Consider the following 22,588-nt stretch of genomic DNA (forward strand, 5'->3'; position numbering starts at 1 on the left):
CCGGCACGCATGCGAATAATCTATATTTCATAGATTCTTTCTATTTTTATAGATAAAATGGAGAAGGCATGCTCAATATGGTGCAATCGAACCCGAAAGGCGTTGAGAAAACGGCGTCCAAATCGGAACAAGATGCATGGACGCTCGCAAGCGCGCGTCTGCTCTACGATCTTCCGTTCAACGATCTTATTTTCGAGGCACAAAGCGTTCATCGTGCCAATTTCGACCCGAACCGCGTTCAGCTCAGCAAACTGCTCAACATCAAGACCGGTGGCTGTCCCGAAGATTGTGGCTATTGCAGCCAGTCGGCGCATCATGCTTCGGGTCTGAAAGCCTCCAAATTGATGAGCCTGGATACGGTTCTCGAAGAAGCACAGAAGGCAAAGGATAGCGGCGCAACCCGCTATTGCATGGGTGCGGCCTGGCGCAGCCCGAAGCCGCGTGATGAACCGGCGATTGCCGAAATGGTCAAACAGGTGAAAGCGCTCGGCCTGGAAACCTGCATGACGCTTGGCATGTTGAGCCCTGATCAGGCGCAGACCTTTGCGGAAGCGGGCCTTGATTATTACAACCACAATATCGATACGTCGGAGCGGTTTTATCCGCAGGTCATCACGACGCGCAGTTTCGATGATCGGCTGGAAACACTCGCCCATGTTCGTGAAGCCGGAATCAAGGTTTGCAGCGGCGGTATTCTCGGCCTTGGAGAAACCGAAGATGATCGCATCGATATGCTGGTGACGTTGGCAAATCTGCCGACACCACCGGAAAGCGTGCCAATCAATATGCTGATCCCGATGCCCGGATCGCGGCTGGAGAAAGCATCGCCCGTCGATCCTATCGCCTTTGTCCGCATTATCGCGCTTGCCCGCCTGATGATGCCGCAATCGCATGTGCGGCTGACAGCCGGGCGCAATTCGATGAGCGATGAAATGCAGGCTCTGTGCTTTTTCGCAGGCGCAAATTCGATCTTTATCGGTGACACGCTGCTGACCGCCGCCAACCCGGGCGAAGACCGCGACACAAGCCTTATGCGGCGGCTTGGCCTGACCGCCGATACGCTGGACAACCATGCATAACACGGATCCATTGGCCCGTTACGCAGCCAAGCTGAAAAACCTTGAGCGGCGGCGGCATCGGCGCACGCTTTCGGGCAATAAGGACGCAGACTTCAGTTCGAACGACTATCTGGGCCTTGCCGCATCACCGTCGATCCGCAATGCTTTGATTGCCGAGCTGGAAAACGGCCTTGCCACCGGGTCTGGCGGCTCCCGGCTGTTGCGCGGCAATCACCCGGAACACGAGTTTCTGGAGGCTGAATCTGCGGCCTATTTTCGTGCTCCGTCGATGCTTTATTTCAGCAATGGTTATGCGGCAAACCTCGCAGTTCTCTCGACTTTGCCGCAACGCGGCGATCTGATTGTCTATGACGAACTGATCCATGCCAGCGCGCATGAAGGCATGCGGGCCGGAAAGGCCGAAACCGTTTCCATCCCGCATAACGATGCGGATGCATTCGAGAGAGCGATCCGCACATGGCGCGAGAAGGGAGAAATTGGCACCCCTTGGATTGTGGTGGAAAGCCTCTATTCGATGGATGGCGACTGCGCATCGCTTTCCGACCTCATTGAGATAGCAGACCGCCACGATGCTTTTCTTTTTATTGACGAAGCCCATGCAACGGGCGTGCACGGGCCGGACGGACGCGGCTTTTCTGCGGGACTGGAAGGCCGGCAGAACGTCATCACGCTACATACCTGCGGCAAAGCAATGGGCAGCGCCGGCGGGCTGGTTGGGGCAAATCCAATCCTTCGCGATTTTCTCGTCAATCGCGCACGACCATTCATCTATTCGACCGCGCCCTCACCCTTGCAAGTGTCCGCAACGCGGCTTGCGCTGAAAACCATGATCGCCGAACAACATCGTCGGCTCGAATTGTTCCGGCTTATAGACTTCGCCAACGCGCAATTCGCCAATCGCTTCGGCAAACCCGGCAGCGGAACGCAGATATTGCCGCTCGTCATTGGCCATGCCGACCAAGCCTTGCGCATCGCGCATCGCATGCAGACCGAGGGCTTCGACATACGCGCCATACGCCCCCCGACAGTTCCTGCTGGCACGGCGCGACTGCGCGTCACCATCACGCTCAATGTCGACGAACCCACGATAACGCGCATGTTCGAGCACCTTGCCGCGATCATGGCAGAGGAAATGATATGAACCGCACCTTCATCATCACCGGCACCGATACGGGTATCGGCAAGACTGTGTTTTCTGCAGCTCTCGCGGGTGCGCTTAGCGCCTATTACTGGAAGCCAGTTCAGTCGGGACTGGAAGAGGCGACCGACAGCGAAACGGTTGTCCAGCTTGCCGGGCTTTCACGCCAGAACATCATCCCGGAAAGCTGGCGCTTGAATACGCCTGTTTCGCCGCATCTTGCAGCACAGATCGATGGAGTGGAAATTGACGCGGATGCACTCGAAGTGCCATCGGTCGATGCGCCTCTGGTGATTGAAGGCGCAGGCGGATTGCATGTACCCTTGACGCGGCGCACGACTTTCATCGATGTCTTTGCGCGCTGGCAGAAGCCAGTCATCCTCTGTGCAAGAACCGGCCTCGGCACCATCAATCACACATTGCTTTCGCTTGAGGCATTGAACCGGCGCAATATTCCCGTGCTCGGCATTGCCTTTATCGGCGATCATCAACCGGATACCGAGAAGATCATCCCGGAACTGAGCGGCGTGCGCAGACTGGGGCGGCTGCCCCGCCTTGCGCAACTTGATCCGGACGCACTCCGCCACGCCTTTCGCGGGCATTTCAATATGAACGTTTTTAACGAGGCTTCTCAATGACCGGGCATTCGTCTCCTGTCTGGCATCCCTTCACCCAGCACGCCACCGAACCGGCTTTCCGCAGGATCGTCAAAACCGACGGTGCCTATCTGCAGGATGAAACCGGCTGTTCCGTGCTGGATGCCATATCGTCATGGTGGGTGATTACCCATGGGCACCGCCATCCGACAATCATGACAGCGATTCAAAATGCGCTGGAAGACTTCGATCAGATCATCTTTGCCGAGTTCACTCACGAACCGGCAGAAAGGCTGGCGCGAGAACTGGTCAAACTCGCCCCGCAAGGCCTCGCCCATGTGTTCTATTCCGACAGCGGTTCCACAGCGGTCGAAGTCGCGATCAAGATGGCGCTCGGCTTCTATCACAACAGAAACAAACCGCGTTCACGCATCGCGGTGATGGAACACAGCTATCACGGCGATACGATTGGCACCATGTCCACTGGCGCGCGCGGCGTTTTCAACGCGGCTTATGAGCCGTTGCTGTTTCAAGTCGACACCATTCCGTTTCCATCGGCGGAGCGGGAGCAGGAAACACTCGATGCGCTGGAGCGCTTCTGCCAGAGCGGCGAGGTTGCAGCTCTGTTGATCGAGCCACTGGTTCTGGGCGCCGGCGGAATGAAAATCTATCCGGCCCGCCTGCTCGCCGAATTCCAGCGGATCACGCAACAATACGGAACCCTTCTGATCGCCGATGAAGTGATGACGGGGTGGGGACGCACGGGCACCATGTTTGCCTGTGAGCAGGCTTCCATCACACCGGATATTTCGTGTCTTTCCAAAGGTATTACTGGTGGCGCTCTTCCGCTGGCTGCAACGCTCAGCACGGCTGAAATCTTCGATGCGCATTTTTCGAAAGATCGCAGCCGCACGTTCTTCCATTCCAGTTCCTATACGGCCAATCCGATTGCCTGCGCGGCAGCATGTGCAAATATCGAAGTCTGGCAAACGGAACCCGTTGCGGATCGCATCAAGACATTGGGGCAATTGCACTCGGAAAGGCTATCGCGCTTTCAGGGTGATCCTCGTTTTACCAATCTGCGCCAGCAAGGGACCATTGCTGCCCTTGATCTCGCGGTCGAACAAACCGGCTACCTCTCCGATGCTGGGCCGCGATTGAAATCCTTCTTCCACAAACAGGGTGTGCTTCTGCGTCCGCTCGGCAACGTGATCTATCTGATGCCCCCCTATTGCGTAACGCCACTTGATCTGGACCTTGCCTATGACGCGATTCATGCGGCGGCTGATATGATCGAGACGGCAGCGCGATGAGTATTTCGAGCCGTATGGCGGGTTTCGGCCATTACGTGCCAGACCGCCGAGTTGCAAATGATGAACTGGAGCAGCGTCTCGGACTGGATACTGGCTGGATCGAAAGGCGCACCGGCATTCGCGAACGGCGTTGGGCGGCACCGGATGAAACTCTTACGGACATGGCGATGAAGGCGGGACAAATGGCTCTCCAGGATGCCGGTGTTCCGCACAATTCGGTGGCGCTTGTCATTCTCGCGACATCAACGCCCGATCATCTCCTGCCACCTTCCGCGCCGCTTCTCGCTCACAAGCTGGGGCTGGAAAACTGCGGCGGGATCGATCTTGCAGGCGCTTGCTCCGGGTTCCTTTATGCGCTTGTTCTGGCAGACGGCTTTGTCAAAAACTTCCGCAAGCCGGTTCTGGTCGTGGCAGCCAATATATTGAGCCGCCGGATCAGTATGGAGGAGCGCAACACAGCAATTCTCTTTGCCGATGCCGCTGGTTCAGTCCTGCTTGCACCATCGAACGATCCACATGCTGGACTGCGTGGATCGGCGCTCATGTCCGATGGCGGAAATTACGGGCTGATTTCCATTCCCGCTGCCGAGACAAGAATGACCATGCGAGACGGCAAGGCCGTCTTTACGCAGGCCGTTCGTATGATGTCGCGTTGCGCAACCGACGCGCTTGAACGGGCAGCGCTTAGTGCCACCGATGTGAACAGGTTCTTTCCCCATCAGGCCAATGCACGGATCACCGACACGGTCTGCGACCAGTTGCACCTGCCTGCCTCCATTACCGCCAGATCGATTGCTTTGTTCGGCAACTCGTCGGCGGCGACAATCCCGCTATCGCTATCACTGGCATCGAAATCGCAGCCTTTTCAGTCAGGCGAACGGCTGCTTCTTTCGGCCGCCGGTGCTGGAATGATTGCCGGTGCTGCAGTCTGGGAAATTGGCGATGGTTGAAATCCAGCCATGGCTCGAACTGAAATCGGCATTTCCGTCCTGCCTTAGATGGCCACCAGCGCAGTATCCTCGTCAAACATCGCCAAGAGGCTTCGCAGCGAGTCATCCTTGAAACGCTTTCGTATCTCAAGAAGATTGTTCAGTCCCTTGGCAATGCGCCTGGCATAGCCAAGATCATTGAGAAGCGACCTGAGTTGCATAAGCAGCCCCGCAAGACAGGCAGCCTGCTGTCGAAGCCCTGAACGTGAAGAAGCATCCATTTCTGCGTGTACAGTCTTCAATGTTCGCTGTCGTCCGGGCTGTCAGACCCGACCGCAGATCATGCAACCGGAACTGCCTACGTGCCGGGAACAATCTAGCTCAGTTGAACCACGCGGATCTTGCGAGCGGTTGCCTGCAAAAGTGTGAAAGCCTCGAAACGCTGGTCGTGCCACCTGGCCAGCCCGGCATCCGGCCTGTTAACTTCTCCAAGTTCCGACATGGCGTCCATGGCCGATGCAAGATCAGGGTAAGCCCCCGACGCGACCGCACCCAGCATGGCAGAGCCGAGCAGAACAGGTTCGGGCGAAGTCGAGGCGGCGATGACAAGACCGGTCGTGTCGGCAAGCACCTGTCGCACCAGGTGCGACCGTGCAGCCCCACCCGAGACGACGATAGTATCGGTCGCGATACCCTTTGCTTTCTGGGCCTCCACGATCTGCCGCGCACCATAGCCAAGGCCGCACAGCCCGGCCAAATAAAGTGCAGTAAGGCTGTCGATCCCAGCATCGAGATCTAGCCCGGCAATGATTGCGCGCGCATCAGGGTCCGCGAACGGTGCACGATTACCGAGGAACTCCGGCACGACATGAATGTCGCCAATGATGGCAGCTGCCTCTTCAGGGCCTCCCCTCGCATCGACTTCTGCAGCAAGAATGTCGACCAGTCCCTTGCCTTGGGCGGTTGCCTGCTTCTCCGCTTCCTTCGCGAAAGGATGCATGTGGATCAGATGATCGATAGCGGCACCCGCTGCCGATTGTCCTCCCTCGTTAAGCCACAGGCCCGGAACCATCGCCGAATAATAAGGACCCCATACACCATCCACGAAAACCGGCTGTTCGGTGGTCGTCATGGTGCAGGCCGACGTGCCAAACACATAGGCCATGCGCGACAATATCCGGCCCTCCGGACCGCGTGCTCCGACCGTACCGATCCCGCCCGCATGAGCGTCGATCAGGCCAGCGGCAATAGCTGTGCCCGGCATAAGACCGAGTTCTGCCGCGGCCTGTTCGCTCAAGCCGCCAAGACTCTCGCCACCGGGTCGAACGTCCGTGCCGATGCGGACAAAATTTTCGTCCGCCAGTTCGCCAAGGCCCACTTCACGGAAAAAGGTTTCATCCCAGCGCCTTTCGTGACTGAGATAGGTCCATTTGCAGGTGACCGTGCAGGCCGAACGGGCAAGGCTGCCGCAAGATTTCCATGTGAGAAAATCGGTAAGATCGAAAAACTGCCATGCAGCAGCGAAGGTTTCCGGCTTGTTTTCCTTGAGCCACAACAGCTTCGGCGTTTCCATCTCGGGGGAAATGGTGCTGCCAACGTAGTCGAGAACCTTGGCTTTGGTCGCATTAATGCGTTCTGCCTGGCCAACAGCGCGATGATCCATCCACACAATAATATCGCGCGCTGGATCGTTGGACGGACCGACTGCAAGCGACTTGCCACCCTCGCCCAGCACAACCAGCGAACATGTCGCGTCATAGCCGATACCGGCAATGTCCGTCGGATCAATATCGGCAGTCTTGACGGCTTCGCGCACGCTTTCGCAAACAGCCTGCCAGATATTGACGCTCGACTGCTCAACAATGCTGCCCGCCTCACGCCAGATGGTGATATCGCGCTTGGCCGAAGCAAGCAAGGTACCGCTAGCGTCGAAAAGACCGGCGCGAGCGCTGCCGGTGCCGACATCGACGCCCAGATAATAGCTGGTCATGGTCGCTCCCATTTACAGATCGAGGCTTTGTGGAAGAATGACCAGATCGCGAATGGTAATGTTGCGCGGGCGGGTCAGCATGAACATCACCGATTCCGCGACTTCCTTCGGTTCCATCAGACTGCCATTAGCCAGCGCTTCATCCAGCTTTGCCTTCGGCCAGTCGCTAATAAGTGCGGTAACCACCGGACCAGGCAGAACGCCACCAACGCGGATACCGTGCGGCGCAACCTGACGGCGAACCGTATGAACGAAAGCCTGAACGGCATGTTTGGATGCGGTATAGATTGGCTCCCAGATGACCGGCACGACACCTGCGACAGAGCTTGTCATGATGATATCCCCGGTCTTTCGTTCCATCATATGTGGCAGAACCGCATGAATGGTGCGGAAAGCCGCGTTGATGTTGAGGTTCAGCATGCGGTCCCATGCATCCGGGTCACCTTCCCAAAGAGGTCCGCCAATATAGGCACCCGCATTGGCGTGAAATACGTCGAGTTTGCCCGCTTGGTCGAGTATTTGCGGCATCATGGTGGCGACTGATGCCGGATTGAGCAGATCAATGACCAGCGGTCTGGCTTTATCGCCAAGCTCGGCGCATTTTGCATTAAGCGCCTTCTCGTCACGGTCGACGAGAAACACCGTCATTCCCGCTTCTAACATGTGCTTTGCACATTCGAAGCCGATGCCAGAGGCAGCACCGGTAACGGCGCCGACTTTTCCATTGAGATCCTGAGCCATTTTTCAGTCCTTAAAGTTTTAGGCGCGACCGTGCGACTGGCGCGAGCGGCGGGCGAGGGAGTCGACAATCACGGCGATGGCGAGCACAGCGCCAGTAATCATGTAGCGAAGCGACGATGACAGATCGAGCAGCGTCAAACCGCTGGCAATCGACTGGATGACGATAATGCCAAGTAGAGCCGACCAGGCGCTACCACGTCCGCCAAAGAGGCTAGTGCCGCCGATGACCGCTGCTGCAATCGCGTTCAGGTTGACGTCGCCAGTGCCTGCCTGCTGGCTGGAAGAAGCAAGGCGAGCTGCGGCCAGAATGCCGCCTGCTGCAGCCAGAACCGAACAGGTCATGAAAGCCGACATATAGATAAATTTCACATTGATACCAGCACGGCGTGCGGCTTCGCGGTTGCCGCCGACTGCCTGCATCGCGCGCCCCCACTGGGTACGCGTGAGTGCGTAATTCATCGCGATGACCAGCGCCACGAACAGGCCGAACATCCATGGCACACCACGCGACTGGTTGAGATAAAACACAGCACCGCCGACTATGACTGTGATGACGATGGCCTTGAGCGCTATGCCGACCGACGACGGCGCTGACAGACCGGCTTCACGGCGGCGCTGCGCAGAGCGGAACCCGGTGAAGAAGATCGCAAGTCCGGCAATCAGCACCAACGCATAGGACAGCGGACGCGGCATAACCAGAAGCTGGCCGAAACTCACGAGCCAGGAACCATAAGGCAGGTTGATCGAGCCGGTATTGCCGAGCAGATAAAGCTGAAGGCCAAGCGCCGCCAACAGACCGGCCAGTGTGGAAACAAAGCTTGGCATGCTGAAGCGATTATAGAGGAACGCGTAAAGCAGGCCGATCAACGCGCCGGTGCACAGCGCCGCCAGCATTGCAACGCCAACAGGCCAGCCATGATTGACCCAAAGCACGCCGACAATGGCTGACGCAAGTCCGCTAACCGAACCGACCGAAAGGTCGATTTCACCCAGCATCAAAATGCAGACGATACCCAGCGAAATCACGCCGATAGTCGAACAGTCGAACAGCAGGTTTACAAGATTGTTGCTCGACAGAAAAACCGGGTTCAACGTCTGGAAAACGGTCCAGATGATGACGAGACCGATGATGACCGGCAGCGATCCAAGATCGCCCGACCGGACACGGTCGAAGAAATTGCGCAGCGCGCCCGAAACGCCTTCATCATGGCGCACGCGGGTGTCCTGGCGATCGAGAGGGGTATTTCCGGTTGCCTGGTTCATTATGCTTCTCCCCGATCATGGGCCTGACCGGTTTCATGCTGCGCCTGACGCCGTTCGGCACGGCGGGAAACGGAATTGCTGCTTGCGCCGGTGATGGCTGCGACCAGCTCCTCGTTTGAGGAATCCGGGTAAAAAACACCATTGTTTCGGCCAAGCCGCAGCACGACGATGCGGTCCGCGACAGCACGAACGTCTTCCATATTGTGGCTGATCATCAAGACACCGAGCCCACGGTCACGGACGCGCTCGATAAGATCGAGAACCTCAGCAGTCTGCGCAACGCCAAGTGCTGCCGTCGGTTCGTCGAGCATAATGAGCTTGGGATCAAGCAACAGCGAGCGCGAGATCGCAACCGTCTGGCGCTGGCCACCAGAAAGGGAGGCGACCGGCTCGCGTACACTCGGGATGCGGGCGGAAAGCTCGTTCAGAAGCTTCCACGCCTTGATCTCCATGGACACTTCATCAAGCCGATAGGGGCTCATTTCGCGGCCAAGGAAAATATTGGCGACCACGTCGAGATTCTCGCACAGCGCCAGATCCTGAAAGACTGTCGCAATGCCGAGATCGAGCGCAACGCCCGGCGACGAAAGCACAACCTTCTCACCATTAAATTCGATACTGCCGGATGTCGGTTGATGGACACCTGCCAGTGTCTTGATCAGGGTGGACTTTCCTGCTCCGTTATCACCGACAAGAGCGACAACTTCGCCCGGAAAGACTTCCAGATCGATATCTGTCAGCGCTGAAACGGCACCGAAATTCTTGGATATGCCGCTTAGACGCAGCACTGGCTGCCGCGACGACGCAGCGGCTTCGTGATCTTGGGACATGATCTCACTTTCCCTGGCATATTGCAGGATATGCCATTGCACATCAAACTGCCCGACCGGATAACCGGCCGGGCGCGTCGTTGGTCAGTTGGTGATGCCAAGCTTCTTGCAGCCGTCAGCATAACGGTCGACGCAAAGCGTTTCTGCGGAAACGATGTTCTTGTCGATAATTTCAGCCTTGAGGTTTTCGGCGGTCACCACCACTGGAACGAAAAGCTTCGACGGAGTGTTATAAAGCGTGGCTTCGGCCTTCGGAGTTTCACCGTTCAGAAGCTGACCCGCGACGCGCGCGGCTTCTGCGGCAACAATTTCAGATGGCTTGTTGATCGTGTTGTACTGATCGCCCGAAATGATCAGCTGAAGTGCTGCAATCGTCGCATCGTTGCCGGTAACCGGTGGTAGCGGATCGATGCCTGCCGCCTTCATGGCTGCGATCGCACCGCCTGCAGTGCCGTCATTGGCAGCGACAACGCCGACGATCTGGTCATTGAAGCGGGTGATCTGGCCACTAGCCCACTGCTGAGCCTTGCTCGGCGCCCATTCAGGCGTGTCATATTCGGCGAGCGTCTTGTAACCGCTGTCCTTTAGACCGGCGTGAATACCGTTCTTGATGAGACCGGCAGCGGCATCGGTTGGCGAACCGTTGATCTGCAGAACGCCGCCCTTGTCACCCGCGACACCCTTGTCCTTCAGGTGCTTTACCAGCGATTCCGCAATCGACTTGCCGATGGCTTCATTGTCGAACGACACGTAGAAATCAGACGTCGCATCCGGGATCGGACGGTCATAGGCAATGACCTTGATATCCTGCGACTGGGCGAGCTTGACCAGCGAGGCTGCCGCTGCCGTATCGACCGCGTCGAGCACTATCACTTTTGCACCTTGCGATATGACCGAGTTGAACTGCTGCTGCTGCTTGCTCGCATCACCATCGGCATTGAGATAAAGCACCTTGCAGCTTTCACAGATTTTCTTCATCTCGGCAGCGAAGCCCGGATAATCGCGCTCCTCATAGCGCGTCGATGCCTGGTCTGGCATTAAAAAGCCGACCACTGCGTCCTTCACTTCCGCCTGAGCATTGCCAGCGAACGACGATAGCACCACCGCAGCAAAGGCTGCCTTACCAAACATATTTTTCATGTCTCACTCCCATTGGGTTTTCAATTTTGTATTTTACACAATCTTGCAGACAAACTTTATATCGCTACTCCACCCCATATGTTCTCCCTATAGCGACCTCCAGTTCCCTGGAGTTCCGGCATTTTGACGCCGCATTGCTTTGCGGCGCACCAATCAAATCGAGCAATGCTGACGGGGCTTGTGACGCATGATGGGAAGCCGTTCCTGGCTTCGGCATGTGTGCACCGCTCCTCTCGGCATACAATCATGTTGCACCATCGATAGTGCAACATAACCATCGCTCAACATCCTGCATCTGGTCAAGAGGAAAATGACAGAGGAATAGATTGGATTACGCCTTCCCCTACTTGCAGCAAACGCTATCGCACCGCTAAGATCGGGACCCGACCCAGACGCAAAGCAGGCCTGATGAGCATCCCCCGGAAAGTAACCATTTACGATATATCGGAGCGCGCTGGTGTATCCGCGTCGACCGTTGCTTCGGTTATGAATGGTTCATGGGAAAATCGAAGAATTACCAAAGCAACAGCCGACCGAATTCGAGTAATAGCAAGCGAACTCGGTTATACCACCAACCTTCAGGCACGCGGGTTGCGCATATCCAATTCCGGCATGATCGGCATGATCTTGCCTATGCTGGACAACCGATACTTCAGCTCCATGGCCGCATCGTTTGAGACGGTGGCGCGCTCACGGAATCTTATCCCCGTTGTAGCCAGCACATTACGCGACCCGCAGCAGGAACGCAGCACCGTGGAAACATTGATTGCCCACAATGTCGACGCCTTGTTGATCGCGGGCGCAACCGATCCGGACAGTGTCGCCGAACTCTGCGAAAAGGCTCATCTGAAACATATAAACGTGGATCTTCCCGGAAAGCATGGCGCATCCGTAATCAGTGACAACTATGACGGTGCCCGCGTACTGACGCATCAGATTGCCAGCCGCAGGTCTCATCGAACGGAAAACAGCTTCTACTTCATCGGTGGCGTGGATAGTGACCACAACACCCGCGCACGTGTGCGCGGGTATAAGGATGAACTGGCTGCGCTGAACTTCCCCGTTCACTCCGACGCCATCATCACGAATGGTTATGGTCCCGATGCCGCCGCGAGAACCATCCGCGATATTTATAACAAATTGAATGGATTGCCAGAGGCACTGTTCGTCAACTCGACGAGCCCTTTTGAGGGCGTCGTCAGTTTTCTCAAGACGCTGCCGGTTGACGAGGTCCGGGAGTGCTCCATCGGATGTTTCGACTGGGACCCCTTCATCGAAGTTCTCCACTTCCCGGTTGTGATGGTCCGGCAAAATGTTCAGGCAATGATCGAACGCGCCTTTGAACTTCTGGACGAGTCCGTTCAAACGAACAACCCGCCCGAAATGATACCGACAGAGCTCATTATTCCGCGTGGTCTTTGAACCTCATTCCGTGGATAGGAGAAACATGCCATCCACGCGATCACCGATTGTTTTGTTTTTTCAGATAGATAAGCTGAGCTGTCAGTCCTGTGATGAGGATGATCAAAAGACTGCCCTGCGCGCCCAGCAACAACGGGGATTTGAGATCGGTCACAAATGGATGACCATCTGGTACGCGCCGCAATACCTCGCTTACCGCCGGCACCATTAGCAGGAAGGCAGTCAAGCTTAGAAAGACTGTTTCCAGATAGCGGGTCGCACGACCGAAGACTGAACTGTAACCGATTGCATAGCCAGCAATCAGCAGAACCATCGTCGCAGCACCGATAACATAGCTGACCTGCTGGCGTGCAACGAGAAATGTTGTGCCAGCACCTATAAGCATCGAGACAAAATAAAGGCCGCCGGATTTTGACCGGGGCAAAATGCGCCCGTAGCGGACGAACATGTAGATGGCCAGGGGAATGGCAGGCAAACTGCCGATCGTGTGCACCCAGCCGAGCGGGGAAATTCCAAACATAACCAAAGCTCCTGTAAAGATAACAACCTACTAGTAGATAGGTTTGAGGGTAAACCCGTTCATTGATTAGGACGGTCGATTAACCATTCCAGCCACACTGATTGCATCCATCCACATTCACCACTGTCATCCTTCCCAAAATTCGCTCGGCGTTCCGACAACTGGCCGACGAGAAGCACCGTCGTGACAGCGACATTCCAGAAACAGGCACGCAACATTTCGATATTCATTCCAGGCATTGCCTGCGCCCGGCATGTTTCGAAATATCAATGCGATGATGGCTGCAAACTGGATAACGGGGTCGCCGCATTCACCTCCCTGCCAATTGATAGCCTGACTACCGAGCATGATCAGGCTTTGATCGAAATCACTGTGCCGCAGCCAGTCTGCGAAGCATTGGTTCAACTATAAGCGAAAACATCTTCGGATCGCTGTGGGCTCTCGCTGACAACATCCCTCCGTGAACGGTAGCAGCAAAGGCTTCTGCCTCGATGTCAGGGGAGTCGATCAAGCGAATGCGGCCCTGTCTTGCGCCACGTGTGAGGACTGATGTCAACCATCTCGATAACGATCTGAAATAGTTTTGAATCTCAGAAGCAAGTTCCTGTGGCAATACAGGAATTTCGCTTGCCAGAAGCGCCCCTACACAGAATGGCGCACTCCCGTCTGTGATACACGCACTCCAGTATTGAGTATAAGCCTGCAGTTGCTCCAGCGGATCATCGACTTTGCTCTCGAGATTGGCAAAACCTGCTTCTGTATCTTCACGATGCCGCACGATTAGTGCCTTTACCAGATCGACCTTGCTCGGGAAGTGATGATGGATACTGGCCTTGCGAATGCCTACGACGCTGGCGATATCCGCGTAGCTGAATCCATTATACCCACCCGACATGATCAAGGTTTTGGCGCAAGCGAGAATATCATCGGAAGTGGTGGACAAATTGCTCATACTCAGTACCTACCTTCCAGTAGGTTGAATGTCAAGATAGATCAAAGTGAAGAGATTTGTCACACGGTCGAATTTTACCTCGTGCAGAACGCGATCCCGTCGACACAGTTCATATGTTGCAACAGTCCGGGGCAAACGGCACGAAATGGATCGGCTCTGGACTTCGCAAACAGGTTAGTGCCGGAAGTCTTGACCGCGGTCGAGTTTCTGGCTCTGACGTATCGCTGCAATTTCCTGGGCCCTGGCGGTCGAAACTGTTTGCTGCAAAACCTTCAACTTGTCCTGAAGCCCCTCGAAGACGGAATGTTGTGCCGGAGGCACGCGACTGACGTTGTCACTGTCGCCGCGCAGGATTGCGTTGCGCCCGAACCTGAGATCAAGGGCGCGGCTGACGCTTGTAAACTCCCGACGAATATGCGGTTCGAGCGAACCGGCGAGGATATCAGGCCGTGCGTTCTTCTTTTGCATCGCGGCTGTGATGCGACGCAGTTCCCGGCTGGCCTCTTCTGACAATCCGGGAATGGCGGTCGCCATCTGCTGACGCTCTGCGGCGATTGCTGTTGTTACAGCCTTCAGGGCTGACGCCCAGCTCGACCCCAGCGAGCGAACACTTGCCTGCACATCCGGCACGACTTCCAGTGCTGTCTTTCGCTCGCGGCCAACGGCCAGAAGCCTGTCCCTCAGCCGACCGGAGCCGCGCAGGGCGCCATAGGCCGCAGGATCATTGGCAATGGCTGCCGCAATCCGATCACCGGCAATGCCTTTCCGGATCAGTGCCTCGATCGTATCGACGGCACTGGTGGGTTCCCGCCAGAGATAAGAGGCCGTTTTGGCAAGTGCTGTTCGGTTATGGCGGTAGTGGGCTGCCGCGGATGCCCTCGCGCGCGCCTCAACCTCAACCGGGGTTGTAAACTCTGTCACGGCGGCAAGCAGCGGCGGTATGTTGCGAGCTTTCGAGCCTTGCCCGATATTGCCAGTCGGCCGGATGTGGGACGAACCCGGAGAATTTCGATCCACGGACATCTGGGCTGTCGGATTCTGCATGGGAAATCTTTCGGATTGCCTCTCATGATAAGAAACCCTGCGTTCCCGATCGATTGCCAAACCGAGCGCCACACTTGCCCTCTCCCGGAGATTTGCCACCTGCTGGCGCTTTTGTGCCAGCCACGCCAGCTGGCGTCTCGCCCTCGCCCCTGTTTCGGCCATCACTTCGGCAAGTGTGTCGATGCCACGCCTGCGGGCAAAGTCCCGCACATGTGCCTGGTAGCCCGCCTCGCCAGCAAAATCCAGCGTCGTGGTTTTGGCGCCCGAACGCCCGAGGCGTCTGGCCAGTTGCCGGAACAATTCCGGCGTGTGGCTTTCCCCTTCAATGCTTTTGCGGCGGACATCTGCGGTTTCATGCAGCTTGGCCGTCCAGACATTGCGTTCGACCGTGTGCTCCTCAAAGCGCCTTTCACCGCCTTGCGCATCAGGAACTGCAACCTTTACCTTCACGGTCTCGACGCCATCCTTGCGAAGCGTAACCGTATCTCCTTTTGAAGCTCCCGCAGCCGACAGGGCTGTCGGCAGACTGGCACCCCAGAGGCGATGGACCTTCCCGCCCTCAACCTGCAGATCAGCATAGGGCGTGTCATTCGTATCCTCATCCCCGGGCCGGAATTTTGTCACCCCGGCTTCAACCAGTTCGCCGGTGATCCCCTTCGCGTGGTCAACAGGGGCCCTGTCCTTCCGTCCGGGCCCGGGCCCGGGCCTGAAGTCCTCGCGCGCAGCATAAAGATCAGCCCTGTGACGATGACGGGTCATGGACACATAGGTCAGGTGCATGTCCATCATGCCGCTGGCAAGCACAAGGGTCCGGTCGACAGTCGCGCCCTGCGACTTGTGGATTGTCACCGCATAGCCGTGATCGATGTTGCGGTAGCTGTCCTCGCTCAGAACAATCTCGCTGCCGCTGTCGAGCCGGACAGAAAGCAGCGGCGCGCGGAATGCGTTGCCGGTGGAGACCACCGTGCCGAACATGCCGTTCCTGACGTATTGCGGATTGTTTCCCCCTGCACGCGGTTCAAGGAAACGGGCGTTCTCAAGAAAGATGATCCGGTCGCCAGCAGCAAACTCCCGCATGCCCCGCTCTGTCCGGAAGCTGCGCGCGGCATCGAGCGCTCCCTCCTCCCGCATCACCTTGCGCAAGGCTTCATTCAGCCTGTGGACATCCCTGTTGGTGTGCGCCAGCACCAGCAACGCATCACCCCGCAGCTGGCCACCACCGTTTAGCGCTGCGATCCCCATCCCTGGCCGCACGCCCCGTCCCGGCTGTGATGGCATGATCATTTTCCGCCGCGCATCGGCCCAGTCACTGACCAGACGGCTGACCAGTTCATCCCGGGTTTCCGCCTCGACCAGATGCCCGCGTCTGGCGTAGATCTCCAGTCCGCCCGCGGTGTCCCCGCGAGCGAGGCGACTTGAGGCATCGCGGGCCCATTGGTCCTGTTGGCGACGCACACCGGCAAGTTCGGCAGAACCGATCCGTTCCGCTATTGCCCGGAAAGCCGCACCGGCCCCGATCGGCTGAAGCTGCATGGCATCACCGACCAGAACAACCTTTGCGCCAGCCTTTTCTGCAGCATCCAGCACACGTGCCATTTGCAACGAGGAGACCATGCCTGCCTCGTCGATGACGAGGACGTCACTGCGCATCAGCCGGTCGCGCCCGTTATTCCAGGCATGCTCCCATGCAGCAAGCGTTCGCGACCTGATACCGGAACTCTCCTCCAGCCCCTCGGCAGCCTTGCCGGAAAGGGCCGCACCCAGGACACGATGATGCCCGCTCTCCCAGGCAAAGCGCGCAGCTGCAAGCAATGTCGACTTGCCCGTACCGGCAAGACCGACGACAGCAGCGATACCGCTGTCGCCCGTCACATGCCGAATGGCTTCAATCTGCTCAATATCCAGCCTGAACGGCTTCAGCGGATTGTCCCCTTCGACGAAACGCACTGCGCCCGCGCGTCCTGCGTCCGAAATCCCGAACCCCCTCCTCCCCGATAGGGTATCGGCTGAACACATCATGTCATGTTCGGTGCGCAGGATCTGGCGGGTGGTGAAGATTGCCGGTTCCCTTGCCTCGCCAGTCACACAACCACTCACCCGGCCAGTCATCGGGCCAGTCGGCGGATCAGTCATCGGATCAGTCGGCGGGCCACCCTGCTGCGGTTTGAGCAGCACCAGATCGGGAGAGGCCATCAGCCGTGCACGGATATTGGCAAAGTCTACCGGATCATCGACATAGCGGTGGATGACCCTTGCGATATCCTTCTCGTCAAAAGTGGAGCGCTCATTGCCAAGCTGCCTGAGGAGAGGCCCCGGATCGGCAAGCAGCCGGGCGGTCATTTTGCGCCGACGCGCCAAGTCGGCGGGTGCAAAATACATCTCGACGCCCTTGCGCATCATCGCCGACTTCCCGGGTCCCAGATGCCTCTGGGCAATCCCCTCAAGTCCCTGTTCGGCATGGGAACGACCGTCAAGGCGGATGTCACGGCCAGCCAGTGCCAGATACCGGTTGGCCGTCTGCGCCCAGGCGATCTTCCACGCCTTCATCGTCTCCCTGTTACCCGCCCAGACTGTGTAGACGATCCTGCCCTTCGGCTGGTCCCCTGCCGCCACACGCAGCGGCTTTCCGCCATCGCCGGGGACAGGCATGGCCTTGAGGCCGAACCCTTGCGCTGTCAGGGGCCTGAGCGTTGTCAGAACATGTACATGCGGATTACCGTCCCTGTCGTGATAAACCCAGTCGGCGATCATGCCCCTTGCGGTCAGCTGGTCTCTCACGAACTCACGCACCAGGGCGATGTTTTCCTTAAGCGTCAGTTCCTCCGGCAGAGCAATAATCAGTTCACGGGCAAACTGTGCGTTCACACGCGTCTCAAATGCGTCAACCGCATTCCACAGTGTCTCGCTTGCCGCAGCCACCGTTTTCCCCTCGATAGCAGTCTGCAGCCACGCTGGAATATCTTCCGGCAACGCCAGTTCTTCATGGACCAAATCATCGTCGCCGCCGCGATAGTTAAACAAGGTTCCGGTCTGTTCGTCTCTCATCCGGGTGCGATGACGATAGGCGGCAGCCGAGATGATGTTGCGCCCCGCTCCCCTGCCGATCATCTGCGCTCGCACGAACATGATTGCCACAATGTTCTCCTGACCGTCAGTCAGAATCCGCCAAATGGCCAACCGCTGATAATGCAACTGCGCGGCCTACGGATGCGAAGGCATCATTAAGCATCATATGTATGTGAAGCGCCGGATAAGAGTACCCGGCGCGGCCACCAAACGTGCCTTATTTCGCGTCCACGATTTCTTTTGGAAGCGGTGTACCATGATACTTTTGGTAGATCTCGTTTAACTTGCCATTTTGGAGGTTTGCCACAATCCATTCGTCAAGTTTGGCGAGCAATTCAGGTTCATTCTTATTCACACCAATTGCAAGGTTCAAAACGCGGATCGTTATCTTCGGCTCGAAAGCCAATGTTGAATTCTTGTCGTGAATCTGTTTCACGAGCGTGGCTGATGTCGCAATCGCCTTGGCCTGACCTGACACAGCTGCCGTAACCATCGTCGCGTCATCGTCGTAGCGGGTGACAGTAAAACCATGCTCGCCTGCGAGCTTCGTCAGTTCACTATCCTGTGTCGTACCACGTGTTACGGTTACTGATTGTCCCTTCAGATCTGCCCAATCCTTGATCGGAGATGCTGCCGGGGCGGCAATTACCGAGACCAGTCCCGCATATGGCTTCGAAAAATCTATGACCTGTGCTCGCTCCGGGGTTACCGACAGCGTTGAGATGACGATGTCAGCCTTGTTCGTTTGGAGGTTCGGAATACGCGTGGCGCCCGTTGTCTGAATGAACTCCAGCTCAACACCCCAGTCCTTTGCGAGAAGCTGCGCGGTTTCAACATCGGAACCCACGGGTTTGAGATTGGCATCAAGCATGCCGGACGGCGGAATTGCCAAGTCCGTCGACACCCGAATTTTCTTTGCTGCGATGATGTCGGCGTATGTATCGGCCATGGCCGGAACGCCTTGAGCAGTCAGCATCGCCCCTACGATGCCTAATACGAGAAACCTCTTCAACATTACATTCTCCTCCATTTTGTTTTATCTCATAGATCGTGGCTCAAGAAGTCCTCGAGCTCCAATGTCATGGGTGCATTCAAGATCGATGCGTCCCCCTCCTCGTGAACGAGCCCGCGGTGCATGAAGATCACACGATCGGCGACCTTGCGTGCGAAGTTCATTTCGTGGGTAACCATGATCATCGTCATCCCGCTTTCTGCGAGTTTTTCGATCACTCGTAGCACCTCTCCGGTCAGTTTTGGGTCGAGGGCGGAAGTGACCTCATCGAATAGCATCACTTTCGGTTCCATCGCGAGCGATCGCGCGATAGCGCCTCGCTGCTGCTGTCCGCCCGATAATTGCTCGGGATAGTGGTTAGCCTTCTCATCGAGCCCGACGCGTTCGAGCGCAGCCCGCGCCATTTCGCGCGCCTCATCCTTCGGGATTTTCTTCACCGAGCGCGGCGCAAGCATGACGTTCTCTTCGATCGTGAGATGTGGGAAAAGGTTGTAGCTTTGAAACACGATGCCGACGTCAAGGCGGAGTTTGTGGAGATCAAGCTTTGGGTCATGAACCTTGTGGTTGGCCACGATGATCTCACCGCTATCGATCACTTCGAGACGATCGACGCATCGCAGCGCGGTACTCTTTCCGGAGCCGCTTGCACCGATCAGTGCCGCGACCTGCCCCTTCTCTACGGAAAAACTTACTCCCTGAAGGACGGGAACCGCGCCGAAGCTCTTCTTGACTTGATTTAGTGCGATCATGACCATGATCACCCTCCCTGGATTGCTGTACCCTGTGCTTCCGGCTCTTTTCGAATGCGCCGTCTCGGCCCCATGTTCTCAAGCCGTTGGCTGAATGCTGACAGAGGGAAGCAAAGGCAGAAATAGAGGGCGGCAACGATAAGATAGATGAGAAAGGGCTCGAAAATCGAGTTGTTGATAAGCTGCCCCGCTCTCGTCAGTTCAACGAAACCGACGACCGATGCGAGCGACGTGTTCTTGACGATCTGAACACTGAAGCCAACGGTTGGTGGGGTTGCGATCCGAACCGCCTGTGGAAGGATCACTTTGAACATGCGCTGTGTTCGAGAAAGCGCAAGGCACTCAGCCCCCTCCCACTGCGCCTTTGGTACTGATTCCAAGCAACCCCGCCAAATCTCTCCAAGGTAGGCGCTGACATAGATTGTCAGTGAGATGCCGGCTGCAAACAATGGCGTGATCGACAACCCAAGTGTCGGCAGTCCGAAGTAGATGATGAACATGATGACCAAGAGCGGCGTGCCCTGGATGAGCTGGACATAGGTCACCGCAATGAGGCGGAGTGCACGCGATGGCGTGATACGACCGAGCGCAACGATGAAGCCAACAATTCCTCCTCCGATAAATGCCATTCCGGTAAGGATTACGGTCCAAAGAGCGCCTTCGAGAAGGAACATCAGATGGTTGTGGTTGAATGCGGTGGTCACTGCTCGCCTCCCTTACAACGGCGTCCCGAGCCTGCGGCGGCGCGGGAAAAATGCCATGCCCAGCCCCCAGAAAAGCGCTCGCATCCCGAGGGAAAGGAAGAGGTAGATGACTGCGATGACGAGATAGGTTTCAAACGGTCGGTAGGTTTCCGACTGGATGAAGTTGCCGGCAGCGGTGAGTTCTTCGGCAGAAATCTGGGAGGTCACCGAGGAAGCAAGCATCAGCAGGATGAACTGACTTGTGAGGGCTGGATAAACCCGCTCCATCGCAGGACGAAGCCCCACATGCCAGTAAAGCTGCGTTGAAGACAGGCCCAGACACTCCCCCGCTTCCCATTGCCCCTTCTGGATAGAATCAAACCCTGCGCGCATGATCTCGGCGGTATAGGCTCCGACATTGACTGTCAGAGCTACGACGGCCACGAAAATTGCGCCGAACGAATACCCAAGGCTGGACAGGCCGAAATAGATCACAAATATCTGGACGAGGAACGGCGTATTACGAATGCTTTCGACATATGTGGTGGCAAACCTGCGCAACACCGGTCCGCCGGATCGGCGCGCTATCGCACATGCTGTCCCAATAATGAAGCCGGTCACTGTCGTGATCAGGGCCAATTGCGCCGTCAGCGCCATGCCATCGACCAGCATTTGCCAGCGGAGGAGGACGACTGAGAAATCGAAGGTCATGGTCTGACTGCCATGTGTCGCGGCAGGTTCTGTCCCGTCATCCGGTCATAGACCCTGAAAAGCGCTTGGTTGCCGTTCGATCCTTCGCCATGCGCCCTCGCCTCGACATATTGCGAGGTGACAAGCGACGTAGCAGGAAGCGGAACATCCTTCTGTCCCGCCATTTCCAGGACAAGTCGGAGGTCTTTGAGCATCAGGTCGATGCGGAACCCAGCGCTGGCATCTCCAGCGATCATCGCCGGACCGAGCTTGTCGAGCATCCAGGAGGAAGCTGACCCGCCGAGCAGGACATCTCGCATCTGATCAAGATCGACGCCGCTGGCACGACCGAGAGCAAGAGCCTCGCAGACTGCCTGGATGTTGACCGCGCAGACGAGCTGGTTGCAAAGCTTCACGGTCTGGCCAGCGCCCGGGGCCCCGACATGCGTCACGGTCGCACCCATGACTTTGAACACCTTTTCGGCGCGTTCGAAAGCAGCCCGCTCGCCTCCGACCATGATCGATAATGCAGCGTTCTTTGCACCAATCGGCCCCCCCGAAACCGGGCCGTCGAGCATGAAGATGGATTTGGCAGCCAAAGCCGAAGCCATGGCCCGTGTAGCCTCCGGTGAAATCGTACTCATGTCGATGTAAATTCCCCCACCAGGCATGTGATCGATTATGCCGTCCCGATATACGACTTCTTCAACCTGAGGCGTGTTGGGAAGCATCGAGATTACGATCTGTGCATCGCATACCGCGGTGGCGACACTATCCGAAGCAATGCCCCCCTGCTTTGCAAGTGCTGAGACAGCATCTGACGAAATGTCATAGATTTTCACCGGATAACCAGCCGTGATGAGATGACGGACCATCTCCCGACCCATCACGCCGAGCCCGATGAACGCGATCTTTGGAAAGTTGCTAGTCCCCATGTCTGCTCTCCAGTCTTTCGGTCACGCGACTGAATGCGCATTTTCCAACGCGGAAAGTTTTTCGACACGGCGGACGAAATCTTCGTTGCGGTCGAACCGAGCGTTCAGATAGGACACGACCAAGTCGCGAGCGAGCCATGACCCGACGATTTTTGCGCCGATGCACATGACATTCACGTCATCATGCTCCACGCTCTGGTGCGCGGAATGGACGTCGTGGCAGACGGCTGCGCGGATGCCGTTGATCTTGTTTGCCGCGATGGCGGCGCCAACGCCAGTCCCGCAAACAAGAACGCCACGTTCGGCAGAACCATCCCGCACCTTCTTGCAGAGCAGGCCTGCTATGTCAGGGAAATCGACAGGATCCGGCGTGAAGCTACCAATGTCTTCCACCTGATGACCGAGCTCTTTGAGAACCTCAATCACGTCAGCTTTCAACGGAAAGCCCGCATGGTCGCTTCCAACGACAATATTCATGAATATCCTCCCTGATGAA

General features: G+C 57.0%; 22 protein-coding genes. 6 read left to right on the forward strand and 16 right to left on the reverse strand.

The window, feature by feature from the left end; translation table 11 throughout:
- The first annotated feature begins 68 nt into the window (after positions 1-68).
- The 5 genes from bioB to ABDF71_RS18435 are packed head-to-tail and all read left to right on the forward strand — an operon-like array spanning position 69 to position 5,076.
- Positions 69-1,079, forward strand: coding sequence for a biotin synthase BioB (gene bioB / locus ABDF71_RS18415; RefSeq protein ID WP_258124554.1), 1,011 nt, complete (start codon positions 69-71; stop codon positions 1,077-1,079).
- Positions 1,072-2,220 carry an 8-amino-7-oxononanoate synthase gene (locus ABDF71_RS18420; protein WP_258124555.1) on the forward strand — a complete coding sequence of 383 codons (1,149 nt, stop codon included), beginning with the start codon at positions 1,072-1,074 and terminating at the stop codon, positions 2,218-2,220. The genes bioB and ABDF71_RS18420 overlap by 8 nt, the downstream gene beginning before the upstream one ends.
- A complete protein-coding gene (gene bioD, locus ABDF71_RS18425) occupies positions 2,217-2,855 on the forward strand; it encodes a dethiobiotin synthase (protein WP_258124556.1) in 639 nt (212 codons plus the stop codon). Before ABDF71_RS18420 ends, bioD begins: the two co-directional genes overlap by 4 nt.
- A complete protein-coding gene (locus ABDF71_RS18430; RefSeq protein ID WP_258124557.1) occupies positions 2,852-4,126 on the forward strand; it encodes an adenosylmethionine--8-amino-7-oxononanoate transaminase in 1,275 nt (424 codons plus the stop codon). Before bioD ends, ABDF71_RS18430 begins: the two co-directional genes overlap by 4 nt.
- Entirely contained in the window at positions 4,123-5,076 is a 954-nt protein-coding gene (locus ABDF71_RS18435; RefSeq protein ID WP_080641737.1) for a beta-ketoacyl-ACP synthase III, read from the forward strand. Before ABDF71_RS18430 ends, ABDF71_RS18435 begins: the two co-directional genes overlap by 4 nt.
- A 44-nt stretch (positions 5,077-5,120) precedes the next feature.
- Here ABDF71_RS18435 and ABDF71_RS18440 read toward each other — a convergent pair whose 3' ends face one another.
- The 6 genes from ABDF71_RS18440 to ABDF71_RS18465 all read right to left on the reverse strand — a co-directional run bounded on the left by ABDF71_RS18440 (position 5,121) and on the right by ABDF71_RS18465 (position 11,010).
- On the reverse strand, positions 5,121-5,276 hold the full coding sequence (locus ABDF71_RS18440) for a hypothetical protein (protein WP_160292308.1): 156 nt from the start codon (positions 5,274-5,276) through the stop codon (positions 5,121-5,123).
- A gap of 155 nt (positions 5,277-5,431) precedes the next feature.
- Positions 5,432-7,045: an FGGY-family carbohydrate kinase gene (locus ABDF71_RS18445; protein ID WP_151612697.1), complete on the reverse strand. Its 1,614-nt coding sequence runs from the start codon at positions 7,043-7,045 to the stop codon at positions 5,432-5,434.
- A 12-nt stretch (positions 7,046-7,057) separates the two neighbouring features.
- Positions 7,058-7,786 carry an SDR family oxidoreductase gene (locus ABDF71_RS18450; RefSeq protein ID WP_029928279.1) on the reverse strand — a complete coding sequence of 243 codons (729 nt, stop codon included), beginning with the start codon at positions 7,784-7,786 and terminating at the stop codon, positions 7,058-7,060.
- 18 nt (positions 7,787-7,804) lie between these two features.
- Positions 7,805-9,049: a sugar ABC transporter permease gene (locus tag ABDF71_RS18455; protein ID WP_010660774.1), complete on the reverse strand. Its 1,245-nt coding sequence runs from the start codon at positions 9,047-9,049 to the stop codon at positions 7,805-7,807.
- Positions 9,049-9,879: an ATP-binding cassette domain-containing protein gene (locus ABDF71_RS18460; RefSeq protein WP_029928283.1), complete on the reverse strand. Its 831-nt coding sequence runs from the start codon at positions 9,877-9,879 to the stop codon at positions 9,049-9,051. Before ABDF71_RS18460 ends, ABDF71_RS18455 begins: the two co-directional genes overlap by 1 nt.
- 84 nt (positions 9,880-9,963) lie before the next feature.
- The gene (locus ABDF71_RS18465) at positions 9,964-11,010 is read right to left on the reverse strand and encodes an ABC transporter substrate-binding protein (RefSeq protein WP_235817422.1); all 1,047 of its coding nucleotides are present in this window, start codon (positions 11,008-11,010) and stop codon (positions 9,964-9,966) included.
- Positions 11,011-11,631: 621 nt separating this feature from the next.
- Here ABDF71_RS18465 and ABDF71_RS18470 point away from each other — a divergent pair.
- On the forward strand, positions 11,632-12,441 hold the full coding sequence (locus tag ABDF71_RS18470) for a substrate-binding domain-containing protein (protein WP_235907500.1): 810 nt from the start codon (positions 11,632-11,634) through the stop codon (positions 12,439-12,441).
- A 40-nt stretch (positions 12,442-12,481) separates the two neighbouring features.
- Here the strand turns inward: ABDF71_RS18470 and ABDF71_RS18475 are convergent, their stop codons facing one another.
- From ABDF71_RS18475 to rpiB, 10 genes are all read right to left on the reverse strand, one after another.
- Entirely contained in the window at positions 12,482-12,961 is a 480-nt protein-coding gene (locus ABDF71_RS18475; RefSeq protein ID WP_029928289.1) for a hypothetical protein, read from the reverse strand.
- 59 nt (positions 12,962-13,020) lie between these two features.
- Positions 13,021-13,191: a hypothetical protein gene (locus tag ABDF71_RS18480; protein ID WP_155243279.1), complete on the reverse strand. Its 171-nt coding sequence runs from the start codon at positions 13,189-13,191 to the stop codon at positions 13,021-13,023.
- Between the two features lie 137 nt (positions 13,192-13,328).
- Entirely contained in the window at positions 13,329-13,913 is a 585-nt protein-coding gene (locus ABDF71_RS18485) for a TetR/AcrR family transcriptional regulator (protein WP_029928293.1), read from the reverse strand.
- A 174-nt stretch (positions 13,914-14,087) separates the two neighbouring features.
- Positions 14,088-18,092 (reverse strand): Ti-type conjugative transfer relaxase TraA, encoded by a 4,005-nt coding sequence (traA, locus tag ABDF71_RS18490; RefSeq protein WP_258124558.1) that lies wholly within the window; start codon positions 18,090-18,092, stop codon positions 14,088-14,090.
- Positions 18,093-18,240: 148 nt separating this feature from the next.
- Positions 18,241-19,038, reverse strand: a complete 798-nt coding sequence (locus ABDF71_RS18495; RefSeq protein WP_094514982.1) for a transporter substrate-binding domain-containing protein — start codon at positions 19,036-19,038, stop codon at positions 18,241-18,243.
- Positions 19,039-19,064: 26 nt separating this feature from the next.
- On the reverse strand, positions 19,065-19,790 hold the full coding sequence (locus tag ABDF71_RS18500; RefSeq protein WP_094514980.1) for an amino acid ABC transporter ATP-binding protein: 726 nt from the start codon (positions 19,788-19,790) through the stop codon (positions 19,065-19,067).
- A 2-nt stretch (positions 19,791-19,792) separates the two neighbouring features.
- Positions 19,793-20,488: an amino acid ABC transporter permease gene (locus ABDF71_RS18505; RefSeq protein ID WP_258124559.1), complete on the reverse strand. Its 696-nt coding sequence runs from the start codon at positions 20,486-20,488 to the stop codon at positions 19,793-19,795.
- A 12-nt stretch (positions 20,489-20,500) separates the two neighbouring features.
- On the reverse strand, positions 20,501-21,178 hold the full coding sequence (locus ABDF71_RS18510; RefSeq protein WP_094514979.1) for an amino acid ABC transporter permease: 678 nt from the start codon (positions 21,176-21,178) through the stop codon (positions 20,501-20,503).
- The gene (locus ABDF71_RS18515) at positions 21,175-22,092 is read right to left on the reverse strand and encodes an NAD(P)-dependent oxidoreductase (RefSeq protein WP_094514977.1); all 918 of its coding nucleotides are present in this window, start codon (positions 22,090-22,092) and stop codon (positions 21,175-21,177) included. Before ABDF71_RS18515 ends, ABDF71_RS18510 begins: the two co-directional genes overlap by 4 nt.
- Before the next feature lie 21 nt (positions 22,093-22,113).
- A complete protein-coding gene (gene rpiB, locus ABDF71_RS18520) occupies positions 22,114-22,569 on the reverse strand; it encodes a ribose 5-phosphate isomerase B (protein WP_094514976.1) in 456 nt (151 codons plus the stop codon).
- Positions 22,570-22,588: the final 19 nt, after the last annotated feature.

Origin of the sequence: Ochrobactrum sp. WV_118_8, from assembly GCF_039631535.1 — a bacterium.
GTDB lineage: Bacteria > Pseudomonadota > Alphaproteobacteria > Rhizobiales > Rhizobiaceae > Brucella > Brucella anthropi.